General features: G+C 43.7%; 13 protein-coding genes. All 13 read right to left on the bottom strand.

Annotated elements, in window-relative coordinates:
- Positions 1–24: 24 nt before the first annotated feature.
- The 13 genes from AC3WTL_RS12990 to lpdA all read right to left on the bottom strand — a co-directional run bounded on the left by AC3WTL_RS12990 (position 25) and on the right by lpdA (position 14553).
- Positions 25–1017, bottom strand: a complete 993-nt coding sequence (locus AC3WTL_RS12990) for an aromatic acid exporter family protein (protein WP_048008208.1) — start codon at positions 1015–1017, stop codon at positions 25–27.
- Between the two features lie 112 nt (positions 1018–1129).
- Complete coding sequence (locus tag AC3WTL_RS12985; protein WP_048008209.1) at positions 1130–1852, bottom strand: amino acid ABC transporter ATP-binding protein; 723 nt, start codon at positions 1850–1852, stop codon at positions 1130–1132.
- Positions 1845–2504 (bottom strand): amino acid ABC transporter permease, encoded by a 660-nt coding sequence (locus AC3WTL_RS12980; protein ID WP_248348464.1) that lies wholly within the window; start codon positions 2502–2504, stop codon positions 1845–1847. The genes AC3WTL_RS12985 and AC3WTL_RS12980 overlap by 8 nt, the downstream gene beginning before the upstream one ends.
- Before the next feature lie 91 nt (positions 2505–2595).
- Positions 2596–3384, bottom strand: coding sequence for a transporter substrate-binding domain-containing protein (locus tag AC3WTL_RS12975; protein ID WP_492369497.1), 789 nt, complete (start codon positions 3382–3384; stop codon positions 2596–2598).
- A gap of 183 nt (positions 3385–3567) precedes the next feature.
- Complete coding sequence (locus AC3WTL_RS12970; protein ID WP_048008211.1) at positions 3568–4005, bottom strand: BrxA/BrxB family bacilliredoxin; 438 nt, start codon at positions 4003–4005, stop codon at positions 3568–3570.
- Positions 4006–4236: 231 nt separating this feature from the next.
- Complete coding sequence (meaB, locus tag AC3WTL_RS12965; protein ID WP_492369496.1) at positions 4237–5355, bottom strand: methylmalonyl Co-A mutase-associated GTPase MeaB; 1119 nt, start codon at positions 5353–5355, stop codon at positions 4237–4239.
- Positions 5356–7548 (bottom strand): methylmalonyl-CoA mutase, encoded by a 2193-nt coding sequence (gene scpA, locus AC3WTL_RS12960; protein WP_492369495.1) that lies wholly within the window; start codon positions 7546–7548, stop codon positions 5356–5358.
- On the bottom strand, positions 7538–9400 hold the full coding sequence (locus AC3WTL_RS12955; RefSeq protein ID WP_492369494.1) for a methylmalonyl-CoA mutase family protein: 1863 nt from the start codon (positions 9398–9400) through the stop codon (positions 7538–7540). Before AC3WTL_RS12955 ends, scpA begins: the two co-directional genes overlap by 11 nt.
- 199 nt (positions 9401–9599) lie before the next feature.
- A complete protein-coding gene (locus tag AC3WTL_RS12950) occupies positions 9600–10931 on the bottom strand; it encodes a dihydrolipoamide acetyltransferase family protein (RefSeq protein WP_197247558.1) in 1332 nt (443 codons plus the stop codon).
- 15 nt (positions 10932–10946) lie between these two features.
- Positions 10947–11081, bottom strand: a complete 135-nt coding sequence (locus AC3WTL_RS12945) for a hypothetical protein (RefSeq protein ID WP_264193678.1) — start codon at positions 11079–11081, stop codon at positions 10947–10949.
- Entirely contained in the window at positions 11062–12045 is a 984-nt protein-coding gene (locus AC3WTL_RS12940) for an alpha-ketoacid dehydrogenase subunit beta (protein WP_035330022.1), read from the bottom strand. The genes AC3WTL_RS12945 and AC3WTL_RS12940 overlap by 20 nt, the downstream gene beginning before the upstream one ends.
- Positions 12046–12057: 12 nt before the next feature.
- The gene (locus tag AC3WTL_RS12935) at positions 12058–13053 is read right to left on the bottom strand and encodes a thiamine pyrophosphate-dependent dehydrogenase E1 component subunit alpha (RefSeq protein WP_048008216.1); all 996 of its coding nucleotides are present in this window, start codon (positions 13051–13053) and stop codon (positions 12058–12060) included.
- 78 nt (positions 13054–13131) lie between these two features.
- Positions 13132–14553 (bottom strand): dihydrolipoyl dehydrogenase, encoded by a 1422-nt coding sequence (gene lpdA, locus AC3WTL_RS12930; protein WP_248348456.1) that lies wholly within the window; start codon positions 14551–14553, stop codon positions 13132–13134.
- Positions 14554–14561 lie beyond the last annotated feature (8 nt).

The following is a 14561-nucleotide window of genomic DNA, read 5'->3' as shown; positions in this document are numbered from 1 at the left end:
AATTCACGCTCCAATTCCTTTTCCTTAGTTTGCTTCTCCAGTCCCGCTTTGATTCATTTCCTTATCCTTTAACCCTTTAAAAGAGCTCTTAATAATTAAATACTGTTCCATTTCTTTTACAAAGTGAAGCAGTGCAGCACGCGCTTCAAATTCCTCCCTCGTTTTGGGTAGCTCCATATTTTCAAAAGAAACCTTCATACGGTACAATTTCTCCAGGAATAGCAGGGCCGTATTGCCCGGGTGGATATGTTCCGATAATTCTTCAATAAAATCAGCGATCATCTCTCCCTGTTCAACAGGAAGTGCAATGGAAGTAACACTTGGAAGTACCCTCTCAATAATTTCAAATTGTTTTTCCCTCATTTTGAAATAATGATAATATAAATTTTCATCTCTTCGAAAGTGATTTTCAACATCCCTGAAGGCCAGCGCTTTTGCCTCATCGATCATTTCCATTGTTTCAGTAATTTCTCTGCCGTCCCAGCTGCTTTCATGGGTCCGCAAATACCTCACGATTTCGTCAAAGATAACCTTAAAGTTTTCTTCTATTTCAAGTCTATATTCCTTAAGCTTCGATTCCAGGCTCGGCATGTAAAGGTTCGCGATTAGTGCAACACCGATTCCGACAATAATTATGCCCAATTCATTCAGCAAGAGGTCCTTTGAAACCTCTCCTGCAGAATAAATATGCAAAATTATAACTGAGCTTGTTACAATTCCATCGCTGGCCTTTGCCATGACAGCTGCCGGAATAAAAAACAGCAGCAGCAGTCCGATTACAAGCGGATGGTAAGCAATGCCCTCAAAAAACAAAGATGAAAACGCCATTGCCAGCAGACAGGCAAAAAATCGGTCCCATGAAGCCCGGAGTGATTTTTTCTTTGTGACTTTTATGCATAATATAGTCAGGATTCCTGCAGAAACAAAATTATCAAGCTGCAGCATCTGTGCAATCATGATGCTGATGGAAGTCCCCACTGCAGTCTTGATTGTCCGGTAGCCAATTCTGTATTTCATTTATTCAAACTCCTATATTCAATTGCCCATCTAATTTTAAAAAGGCTGTCAGGTATTAAATGCGAAAGAGAAGATGATCATGTTGACCATCTTCTCCCATAGCATATATCGATTATAGCATTTTTTGCAAGAAATCCCTTGCACGTTCACTCTTAGGATTAGAAAAAAATTCTTCAGGCGAAGAATCCTCTACAAGCACACCGCCATCGAGGAACAGCACCCTGTCTGCCACTTCACGGGCAAAGCCCATTTCATGGGTAACAATCGCCATTGTCATGCCAGTATGTGCTAAATTCTTCATAACGTCCAGCACTTCTTTCACCATTTCCGGGTCAAGAGCAGATGTTGGCTCATCAAAAAGCATAACTTCAGGCTGCATGGCAAGAGCTCTTGCAATCGCAACCCTTTGTTTCTGCCCCCCGGATAAACGATTGGGGTATTCGTGTGCTTTAGCAGATAACCCTACCTTCTCCAAAAGCTCGAGCCCTGTTTTCTCGGCTTCCGATTTTGATAATCCCCTAACCTTCATCGGTGCATAGGTCAGGTTTTGCAGGGCAGTTTTATGGGGGAATAAATGAAAATGCTGAAACACCATCCCCACATTTTGGCGCACTTTCATTATGTTTGTGCTTTTATCCGTAATGTCCTGCCCATTAATCATAATCCTGCCGTCTGTTGGCAATTCCAGAAGATTGATGCAGCGGAGGAATGTAGACTTCCCGGAACCGGACGGACCTATTACAGCCACTACTTCGCCATCTTGAATATTGGTTGAAATTCCTTTAAGAACTTCAAGTTTACCGAAATGCTTATGCAAATTTTCCACTTTAATCACTGCGTCTCATTCTCCTTTCAATTCCTTTTCCAAGCACAGTCAGGACCATTACCATAATGTAATAAATCAGCCCGGCAATCAGTATCGGTTCGAAGTAGGAAAACTTTTCGCCTCCCACGATGTAAGCCCGGCGCATCACGTCTGTTACTCCAATGACTGTTACGATCGCAGACTCTTTTGTAAGAGTAATAAACTCGTTCATTAATGCAGGCAAAATGTTTTTCATTGCCTGCGGAAGTATGATATCAATCATGGCCGGCCTGTATGGAACGCCCAGTGCCATTGCCGCTTCACTTTGGCCTTTATCCACGGCCAGGATTCCCGCCCTGATGATCTCCGAGATATAGGCCGCTGAATTAAGCCCAAAAGACAGGACGGCAGCTGTGGAAGGATCAATTTTATACCCGATCAGCTGGGGTGACCCATAATAGATAAGCATCAGCTGAAGAACAAGAGGTGTTCCCCTAAAAACGGATGTGTAGGCATCTGCAATCCAGCCAAGAAATTTAAATTTGCTAATTTTAAAGAATGATAAAATAATACCTAATACAAAACCCAGTATGCCTGCCATAGACACAATTTGAAGCGTGACGCCAATGCCTTTTAGTATAAATGGAAGGGAGGGAATGAACTGCTGAAAATCCAGATTCACTATCTTTCCATCCTTTCTGTAAGTAATTTATTTTCTGAGAAGAATAAAGCGTCCAAAGGAAGATATGCCTTGGACGCCAATTCCCAGCGAATTATTTGTTATCAAACCATTTTACGATCAATTCTTCCAATTCACCGTTTTCTTTCATCTTCAAAAGCTCTGCATTGAATTCTTCAGTTAATTCACTGCCTTTAGGAAAAGCAATGGCCGAACCTGCCTCTGTTGCATCTTCTTCAATTGTGAAACCGGCCAGGTCTTTATTTTTTTCAAAATATCCTTTTGCAACTGTGTCTTCAATCATGGCAGCATCAAATCGGCCTGCCATGATTTCCTGAATTAACTCAGGGATACGGTTGCGGTTTTCCACAGTCATATCAACTGTTTCAGCAATTTCTTCAGCCTTATCTGCCTGAATGGAAGCAAGCTGCACACCTATTGTTTTTCCATCTAAATCTTCCAATGATTCAATTCCGCTGCCTTTTTTAGAAACAATCATGTGGCTCGCTGTATAATATACATCGCTGAAATCAACGTTTTCTTTACGCTCTTCAGTAGGAGTCATACCTGCTAAAACAAAATCAACCTGGCTCGTTTCCAGTGCAGGGATCAGTCCGTTAAAGTCCATATCCTTCACTTGGATTTCATAGCCCAATTTTTCAGCAATCGCTTTGGCCAAATCCACATCAAAGCCGATGATTTCTTCCCCTTTTGCTGAATCTACATATTCAAATGGCGGATAATCCGCTGACGTACCCATTGTTAAAACCTTTTTATCTGAGCTTTCTCCAGAGCCGCTTTTTCCATCTTCTTCACTAGTCCCGCATGCAGCTAATAAACCAACTAAAAGCATGCTTAAAGCAATCATGATCACTTTTTTCATCTTTGTTTCCCCCTATAAAAATATGAATAATTTCTGCATATCTATTAATAAATATTCACTAAAATGAATTTTAACAGATTTTTATATTTATGCAATAAGGTTTTTAATTATTTATTATAAGTTTAATTATTCAGATAAATTTCACACAAAAAAAAGCCCCGTTATTCGGGGCCTTTTCGCTATTTAAACTTCTTCGCAATATTTCTCAAAGGCATCTTGCAGTTTCTGGACTACTGCCATAGGCTCATGGCCTTCGATTTCGTGGCGCTCGATCATCGTGCATAGCTCACCGTCTTTGAGAAGTGCAAAAGATGGTGATGATGGCGGATAACCTGTGAAGTAAGATCTTGCTTTTTCGGTTGCTTCTTTATCCTGTCCGGCAAATACCGTTACCAAATGGTCAGGGCGCTTATCATAATGCAGGGAATGCATGGCTGCAGGACGGGCAATTCCGCCTGCACATCCGCAGACAGAGTTCACCATCACAAGTGTAGTTCCCTTCTTATTAAGGGCCTCATCCACTTCTTCAGGTGCCGTTAATTCCGTAAAGCCGGCATGCGTTATTTCCTGACGCGCCTGCCTGACAACATCATTCATAAATAAATTAAAATCCATATTCAAAGTCATCGCTCCTCATTTAAAATTCTCTTGACTATATACATAATACCAATACAATAGTAAATTTTACAATCAAGTCAATTTTTCGAATAAAAAAGTTTAGCTTTTGGATTATCGGGGAAAGATAAAACTACAGCTAGATCCATACCCCTAAACTCCCTAGATTCGCCAGTGCCCGCAAGGCACTGGCCATTTTTTTTGCCTTCGGGAAAAGCCTGCCCGAAACAGAAAGCTCTATCTTTTTGTATAAACATTAAACAATTCTTCAACTGCAGATGTAACCGTCCTGTTCCCTGCGATGACCTCGTTCTCTATTTTTGGAAGAAGCGGTTTTATGTCAGGATGATAAAAAAAGCTAAATTGAAGCTGATCCAGAATCATAGAATGTATCCATTGTTTTGTCTGGAGCCTTCTTCTTTCTTCAAAAACTCCTGATGTCTTTGCCGTATTTTCAAACGTTTTGATCACATTCCAGATCTCAGAGATGCCTTCATGAAAGACAGATGAGCAGGTATAAGCTTTTGTTTGCCATCCTTTAGTAGCTGGCTGAAGAAAGTGAAGGATACGGTTATACTCTGCTTTTGTTTTTTCGGCCAATTTTTTATTGCTTCCATCGGCTTTATTGACAATTACCGCATCAGCCAGTTCCATAATGCCTTTTTTCATTCCCTGCAGTTCATCCCCTGCCCCAGTCAGTGTTAAAAGCATAAAGAAATCCACCATTTCCCTGACAATGACTTCACTTTGTCCCACACCGACGGTTTCAACGAGAATTACATCAAAGCCTGCTGCTTCACACAGGAGCATGGTCTCTCTTGTTTTTCTGTGGACACCTCCCAGTTTCCCGGCTGAAGGAGAAGGTCTTATGAAAGCACGCGGGTTTCTTGATAGCTGCTCCATTCTTGTTTTATCGCCAAGGATGCTGCCGCCGCTCAAGCTTGAGCTCGGATCAACGGCAAGAACAGCTGCTTTTAAACCCGCATCACATAGATATGTCCCAAAAGATTCAATGAACGTGCTCTTTCCTGCCCCCGGCACTCCGGTTATCCCGATCCTGAGCGATCGCCCTGAATGAGGCAGGAGCCTGTGCAGGAGTTCCTGTGCATGGCGAAAATGATGCTCTGCGTTACTTTCAATCAGAGTGATCGCTCTTGCAAGAACAGTTCTGCTGCCACTCATGATTCCTTCTTCAAGAACGTCAAGATCCGGCAGAGAGGCAGATTTTTTTTGAAACCTGCCTATTTTCTCGAATTTCTGCTTCGGCTCACCTGAATCCACACCACTGCGCACGGTGCTTGTAAAATCTTCTGCCTTTTCTTCATCAAACCATTCCGGTTTTTTATCCTCAGTCATTTACCGGGTCACTTCCTCGTACCCGAGACGGCTGTATATCTCTCTGATGACCTTTTGGGCAGCCACTGGAATGACGGTCCCCGGGCCAAAAATGGCAGAGGCACCATGCTCATATAAATATTGATAATCCTGTGCCGGAATTACCCCGCCGATGACTACAATAATATCTTCCCTATCCAGTTTCTTCAGTTCAGCAGCAAGCAGCGGCAGAAGGGTCTTATGGCCTGCTGCAAGTGAACTGATGCCAATGACATGAACGTCATTTTCGACCGCCTGAAGAGCTGTTTCTTCCGGAGTCTGGAACAGAGGGCCGATATCAACATCAAAACCAAGATCAGCAAAGGCTGTTGAAATGACTTTTGCTCCCCTGTCATGGCCATCCTGCCCCATCTTGGCAATCAGAATCCGCGGTCTTCTTCCTTCATTTTCAAGGAATTCATCTGTCATCTGCTTTACTTCTGCAATTTCTTTTTCATTTGAAAAAGCAGAACTATAAACGCCGCTGATGGAACGAATAATCGCTTTATGGCGGCTTGCCACTTTTTCAATTGCTTCGGAAATTTCGCCAAGAGTGGCTCTAACCCGTGCTGCATTTACTGCAAGCTCAAGAAGGTTACCTTCCCCTGATTCAGCAGCTTTTGTAATAGCCTCCAGGGCCTCAGCAACTTTCTCATTATCGCGGGAGGCCTTTAGCCGCTCCAGCTTTTCGATTTGCTTTAATCGTACAGCTGTGTTGTCGATGTCCAGAATGTCAATCGGCTCTTCTTTTTCCAGCCTGTATTTATTGACACCAATAATGGTTTCTTTTCCGGAATCGATTTGTGCCTGCCTTCTGGCAGCAGCTTCTTCGATTCTCATTTTTGGCAATCCTGTCTCAATTGCCCTGGCCATTCCGCCAAGATTCTCGATTTCCTCAATATGCTCCCAGGCTCGCTTAATTAACTGATCTGTTAGTGCTTCTACATAATAAGAACCGCCCCATGGATCAATTACATTGGTGATACCTGTTTCCTCCTGAAGGTACAGTTGTGTATTTCTCGCTATACGGGCTGAAAAATCCGTCGGCAATGCGATGGCTTCGTCCAATGCATTCGTATGAAGAGATTGAGTATGCCCCATCGCTGCTGCATGTGCTTCAATAAAAGTCCTTGTTACATTATTGAATGGGTCCTGCTCGGTCAAGCTCCAGCCTGAGGTTTGAGAATGCGTTCTAAGCGCCATTGATTTTGGATTAACGGGTTCGAAGGTCTTCATCATTTTTGCCCAAATGTAGCGGGCTGCCCTCATTTTTGCCACTTCCATAAAGTAGTTCATGCCGATAGCCCAGAAAAACGAGAGTCTCGGTGCAAAGGAATCAATATCGATTCCGGCTTTAAGTCCGGTTCTTACGTATTCAAGTCCATCTGCGAGCGTATAGGCAAGCTCAATATCAGCTGGTGCACCCGCTTCCTGCATATGATATCCTGAGATGCTGATGCTATTGAATTTCGGCATGTATTTTGATGTATATTCAAATATGTCGGCAATGATCTTCATAGACATTTCCGGCGGATAAATATAGGTGTTGCGCACCATATATTCTTTTAAAATATCATTCTGGATCGTTCCCGAAAGCTTCTCCTGGCTTACTCCCTGCTCTTCCGCTGTGACAATATAAAAAGCCATAACAGGCAAAACTGCGCCATTCATCGTCATCGATACAGACATTTGATCTAAAGGGATCCCATCAAACAGTGTCTTCATGTCCAGGATGGAATCAATGGCCACGCCAGCTTTCCCTACATCCCCTTCGACTCTTGGATGATCAGAATCATAGCCTCTATGGGTGGCAAGATCAAAAGCGACTGATAAACCCTTTTGCCCCATGGCAAGATTGCGGCGGTAGAAAGCATTGCTTTCCTCTGCAGTAGAAAATCCGGCATATTGACGGACAGTCCAGGGCCTGTTCACATACATGGTTGAATAAGGCCCCCTTGTAAATGGAGGAAGCCCCGGCTTATCGTTTAAATGCTCCATATCTTTTAGGTCTTCATTTGTGTATAGCGGCTTTATTTTTATTCTCTCATTTGTTTCAAAGAGAAGATGATCGATGGATGAATTGATTTCTTCCTCCGCTTTTCTTTTCCAGTCATCCTTTGCTGATTGTTTTACTTTATGAATATCCAGGCTTTTAAAATCTGGTTTATTGGCCATTGTTTGCCACCTCCATCTCGTTCAGCATCTTCAAGAGAGTTTCATAGCAATCGCTTTTCATGTGAATGTATCCTCTGATTCCAGCACCTTTAAATTCATCCCTTTTTCTCTCTTCAGGAAGGCCGGCTAAATAGATTGCAGCTGATGGGAAAGCTTCTTTCAGTTGTTTAATTAAAGGAACAGCCATACTGTCATATTGGTCGTTTGATCCGCAAATAAAATAATGCCTGCAATTTGTTTCTTGGATAAATGCTTTAGCATCTTCCGGGTTCACTACTGAGCCGCTTCTGACTGCCTCAACCCCTCCGGGTGCGAGGAAGCCTGCAATAAAATCAGCACGGGCCTTATGATTCTTCAATTCTCCCAGACAGATTAGTCCTGCTTGAGGACGTATCCCCTTTTCCTTTAATCTTTCCGATAAACTCCGCAAACCTTCGAAGGACTCTGGAAGCCGAACCTGCGGGATTGGCTTGATAACACTCTTGCTGTTTTCAATGGTTTCGGCCTCTATTTGAAGCGGCTTTTCATCAGGGTTAGCATAAATATTTGTTCCAATGATACTTTGTTTTCTAGTATGAACATCTTTCTGCTTCTTTTCATGAACTTGAGAAATCTGACTCTGAACCCACCCTGTCCGGAGGGCTTCAGCCATTCCTCCCAGCTCTTCTATCTCAAGGAAAAGTTCCCAGGCTTTATCAATCAGTTCATTCGTCAGATGCTCCACATACCAGGAGCCGCCCGCCGGGTCAGAGACCTTCAGCAGATGCGCTTCCTCCATTAGAATGAGCTGGGTGTTTCGGGCAATTCGGTCTGAAAAAGGAGAATGTGCTCCTTCCGGTTCATTATACGGACTGACATGCAGGAATTGGACTCCTCCCAATACTGCTGCAAATGCTTCATTCCCTGCTCTCAGCACATTAACATAAGGATCATAAGCTGACTTAGTAAAGGAGGATGTTTCTGCTGAAATGACTATTTTTTTACTGTCTCTCTCAGCTCCATATACTTCTGCAACCTTGCCCCATAAAACCTTTGCCGCACGAAGCTTGGCAATCTCCATAAAAAAGTTTGAGCCAACAGCAAACTTGAATAGCATTTTGGATAGGATTTCTTCGATTTTTTTGCCTTTTCCAAGAAAATACTGCAGGTGATTTACTCCTGCAGCCAGTGCAAAAGCAAGTTCCTGGACGCCATTTGCGCCGCCATTGTGATAAACAGCAGTATTCACCATGATGGTTTTCAGGCTTGGCATATGTTCAGCTGCCGAATTGGCCGTTTCATTCAAATTTTCGTAAAGCTCATCGATTGAGCGATCGTTCATTTTGTCTGCAGCAGCAATGGCAAGCGGGTCTGCTGCAATATATCCTGTGATTTTTTCGCTTTCACTTAATCTTCCAAGTTCTTCTATTAATTGACGGTGACTTTGAGCGGCATCCACACTGAAAGGATATTTTTTATAAAGTTCTCCAACAGCGATGCTGATCTTCTCTGGATTTGCCAGCTGTTCTGGCTGGAAAGCCAGCGCTGTCTGACCCTTCGCAACAGCAGCAAGGAGTTTTTCTGCCAGCTCTTCAGAAGCTGAAGCACTAACCTTCTGTGCAACCTTCCATTCCTCTCCCAGGTATCCGGCAGCGTATGAACCCCTTCTGAAGTCTTCTGCACCCGGATATTGGGATAACGGGATTTCGGTCAGGTCCTCTCTGGAATAAAGCGGTTTCAATTTTATGTTTTCATATGTATTTCGTGATAATGTTTCTAAGGATTTCCCTTTAAGAGCTTTTTCTGCACTCTGTTCCCAATCTTCATTAGTCTGCTGCGGGAATTTTTCTTCAATCATTTTCTTTAATGACATAATTAGGCTGTCCTTGTAGCTGACAGCGTTCCCTCCCCTCATGCGGCAGCGGACCCGTTTCTCTTATGAAACATTGCCGCAAGAAAATTATAATAAAATTCTAAATTCTCCATACACCTATTTTAGTATACAAAGAAGAAACAAGCAATGAACAATAAGAAACCGCTGCCCCATAGCAGGGCAGCGGTCATTTTACTTATTAATAAATAGATGTATTTTCTTTGGATGTGTTCTCCAGAATTTCCTTTACGCGCTGCAGGAAGCGTCCGCATACCAGACCGTCAAGTACACGGTGATCCAGTGACATGCAAAGGTTAACCATATCACGGACAGCGATCATGCCATTGTTCATGACAACAGGACGTTTCACAATGGATTCAACCTGAAGAATTGCAGCCTGCGGATAATTGATAATGCCCATGGACTGTACGGAACCGAATGATCCGGTATTATTTACAGTGAAAGTTCCACCCTGCATTTCAGCAGAAGTCAGTTTTCCTGTACGTACTTTTAAGGCAAGATCATTTATTTCACGGCCAATACCTTTAATCGTTTTTTCATCAGCAGCTTTGATGACAGGAACGAATAACGCGTCATCTGTTGCAACTGCAATGGATATATTAATATCCTTCTTCTGGATGATCTTATCTCCTGCCCACATGGAATTAATCTGCGGGAATTCCTTAAGGGCCTGTGCAACTGCTTTTACGAAGAAAGCAAAGAATGTAATATTGAAGCCCTCTTTTTGCTTAAACTCCCCTTTAATGCTGTTGCGGTACTCAACAAGATTTGTAACATCCACTTCCATCATTGTCCAGGCATGAGGTGCTTCATGTTTACTGCGGAGCATATTGGCAGCAATCGCCTTACGCACTCCGGTAACAGGGATTTCAACATCACCTGGCATAACCGGTACATTAGGTGCTGGCGCCGCCTGTTTGGATGCAGCAGGCTGGGAAGGTGCAGGTGCAGCTTCCGGTGCTGGCGCTTCTGTCTTTTCCGGTGCAGCCGCAGCCGCTGCAGCAGTTGGAATATCTCCGGACTCAATGATCTTCATAAGATCTTTACGGGTGATGCGTCCGCCGCCGCCAGTACCTGTCACCTGGTTCAAGTCGATTCCATGCTCTTGAGAAAGCCTTAAGACTGCAGGTGAATAACGGACTCCTTTTGGAGCATCCGCTGCTTTAACAGGTGCCGCTGGTGCAGAAGGCGCTGAGGCTGAAGGTGCAGCCGTAGTCTTATCCTCCGCTTTTGTCTCTGCTGGCGCATCTTGAGCAGTTTCCCCGCCGCCTTCGGTTTCGATTGTCAAAATCACCTGGCCGACTTCATACGTTTCGCCTTCTTCTGCAATCAATTCTTTGATTACACCAGTGAAAGAGGACGGTACTTCCGCGTTTACTTTGTCAGTCATTACTTCAGCAAGCGGATCATATTTATTTACTTTATCTCCAACGGAAACCAGCCATTTGCTGATTGTACCTTCTGTAACACTTTCCCCAAGCTGGGGCATTTTTATTTGTTCAATAGCCACCTGAGTAACCTCCTTCTAGCTGCCCGCACTCTGCGGGTCATGCAGCAGGTGCAGCTGAACCGGAATAGAATCCGGCCTTAGAGCCGCACCCTCTGCGAGCTCTCCATTTTTATTAACTAAGATGCCATTATTAAAATTCAGCCAATTCACGCATTGCTTTTTCTACTTTATCAGGGTTAACCATAAAGTATTTCTCCATAGTTGGAGCGTAAGGCATTGCTGGCACATCAGGACCTGCAAGGCGTTTGATCGGTGCATCCAGCTCAAACAGGCAGTTCTCTGCAATAATCGCAGCAACTTCGCCCATGATACTGCCTTCTTTATTATCCTCAGTTAGAAGAAGCACTTTTCCTGTTTTAGAAGCAGCTTCAATAATTGCTTCTTTATCTAACGGATAAACCGTTCTTAAATCCAGTATGTGCGCTGAAATGCCATCTTTAGCAAGTCTTTCAGCAGCTTGAAGAGCAAAATGGACGCATAGGCCATAAGTGATGACCGTGATATCTTCACCTTCGCGTTTTACATCTGCTTTTCCGATTGGCAGCACATAATCATCATCAGGAACCTCACCTTTTATCAGGCGATATGCGCGCTTATGTTCAAAAAACAGCACCGGATCCTCATCACGGATTGCTGCTTTCAATAGTCCCTTAACATCATAAGGGGTAGAAGGCATAACAATCTTAAGTCCCGGCTGATTGGCAAATACAGCTTCGACGGACTGTGAATGATAAAGTGCTCCATGAACACCGCCGCCATATGGTGCACGTACTACAATCGGACAGCTCCAGTCATTATTTGAACGATAGCGGATGCGTGCCGCTTCTGAAATAATCTGGTTAACAGCCGGCATAATGAAGTCGGCAAATTGCATTTCTGCAATTGGACGCATTCCATACATTGCTGCACCGATTCCAACCCCTGCAATCGCTGATTCAGCAAGCGGAGTATCAATTACGCGGTCTTCGCCAAATTTGTCATATAGTCCTTGTGTCGCTTTAAATACGCCACCTTTTTTACCTACGTCTTCACCTAAAACAAATACCTTTGGATCTCTTTCCATTTCCTCGCGGATTGCCATAGTCACCGCATCGATATAAGAAATTACAGCCATATTCTCTCCCCCTTACTGTTCAGCATATACATGCTTTAAAGCAGATTCCGCTTCTGCATATGGAGCGTTTTCAGCATAATCAGTTGCTTCGTTTACCAGTTTCATAACCCGATCATTGATTTCCTTTTCAATCGCATCGTCCATAACGCCATTTTCTTTCAGGTAGGCGCCAAAAGTAATAATCGGATCTTTAGTTTTTGCTTCAGCCACTTCATCAGGAGCACGGTAGCTTCGGTCATCATCATCAGATGAGTGTGGTGTTAAACGGTATGAAACGGTTTCGACTAATGTCGGACCTTCTCCGCGGCGGCCTCTGTCTGCTGCTTCTTTCACAGCTTTATAAACTTCAAGCGGATCGTTTCCGTCAACTGTTATACCTGGCATACCATAGCCAATAGCTCTGTCAGACACATTTTCGCAAGCAAGCTGCTTTTCAATCGGAACAGAGATTGCATATTTATTATTTTCACACATAAAGATAACAGGAAGTTTATGAACACCTGCAAAGTTCGCACCTTCATGGAAATCTCCCTGGTTAGAAGAGCCTTCACCGAATGTTACAAAAGTAACCAGGTCCTTCCCTTCAAGCTTTCCGCCGAGGGCGACACCAACAGCATGAGGCACCTGTGTGGTAACAGGAGAAGACCCTGTCACGATCCGGTTTTTCTTTTGGCCGAAGTGTCCAGGCATTTGGCGTCCGCCTGAGTTTGGATCTTCCGCTTTAGCAAACCCTGACAGCATTAATTCCCTTGCGGTCATGCCAAATGTTAAAACAACACCCATGTCACGATAATATGGAAGAACATAATCTTTCTCGCGATCAAGAGCAAATGCGGCACCTACCTGCGCAGCTTCCTGCCCTTGGCATGAAATAACGAACGGAATTTTTCCAGCACGGTTCAAAAGCCACATGCGCTCATCAAGACGGCGGGCTAATAGCATCGTCTCATACATTTCAAGAACTTTCTCATCACTTAAACCTAAATCTTTATGACGGTTTTCAGCCATTTATACAACCTCCTAAGCTAATATGTATCAGCCCGGGCTCCCATTTGGGGCCAGGACTTATTTTATTTAATCGGATTTTTATCCGTGGATTGCTTTTCCATCTACAGCAAGGGCAGCTTCACCGATTGCTTCAGATAACGTCGGATGCGGGTGGATAGTATGTGCTACTTCCCATGGAGTTGCATCAAGAACGCGTGCAAGGCCTGCTTCTGAAATCATATCTGTTACATGCGGGCCGATCATATGGACACCAAGAATATCATCGGAATCTTTATCTGCCACAATTTTTACAAACCCGTCAGATTCACCGAATACAAGCGCCTTTCCGATTGCACGGAATGAGAATTTGCCAGTTTTTACATTATGGCCTTTTTCCTTTGCTTCATCCTCTGTTAATCCTACACTTGCCGCTTCCGGTGAACTGTAAATGCATTTAGAAACCAGGCTGTAGTCAATTGGAGAAGGATTCTGGCCTGCAATGTGCTCCACTGCAACAATTCCCTCATGAGAAGCAACATGTGCCAGCTGAAGACCGCCAATGACATCGCCAATCGCATAGATATGAGATTCCTTTGTCTGGAAGTATTCATTTGCGGAAATAAATCCCTTTTCAATTTGAATATCCGTATTTTCAATGCCGATTCCTTCTGTATTTGCCTGACGGCCCACAGAAACAAGCAATTTCTCAGCGGAAAATTCCTTTTGGGAACCTTTCACTTCAGCTGAAATCGTTACTCCTTCACCTTTCTGAAGGGTTTCAGGAAGAACCTTTGCTCCAGTAACAATTTTGACTCCTTTTTTCTTCATAAGGCGCTGCATTTCCTTTGAAATTTCTTTGTCTTCTGTAGGTATAATGCGGTCAGCATATTCAATCACTGTTACATCAGCCCCAAAGTCTGATAACATGGATGCCCATTCGATGCCGATGACTCCGCCGCCAACAATGATAATGGAGTTTGGCACTTCTTCCAAAGCTAATGCCTCATCAGAAGTGATGACAAGTTGTCCATCAATGTCCAATCCTGGCAGGGTACGGGGGCGAGATCCAGTTGCTACAATCACATTTTTAGGGATCAGCATTTCATTTTCGTCCCCATTGTTCATTTCAACAGAAATTGTCCCTGGCATTGGAGAGAAAATAGAAGGTCCAAGAATGCGGCCTGTGCCTTCAAAAACATCAATCTTACCTTGCTTCATCAAGTGCTGAACACCTTTATGAAGCTGATCAACGATTTTGTTTTTTCGTTCCTGCACCTTACCAAAATTGATTGATACATCACTTGTGATTACACCAAAATCTTCACTGTGCTTTGCAGTTGCAAACACTTCAGCACTTCTTAATAATGCCTTGCTTGGTATGCAGCCTTTATGAAGGCAAGTCCCTCCAAGTTTTCCTTTTTCAACGATTGCCGTTTTTAAACCAAGCTGTGAAGCACGGATGGCTGCTACATAACCGCCTGTGCCTCCGCCTAAAATCACCAAATCATATTCCTGTGCCAAGTTGCTTC

This window comes from Cytobacillus sp. EB106-05-05-XG126, assembly GCF_058791715.1.
This window is presented reverse-complemented; position numbering and strand designations above follow the sequence as displayed.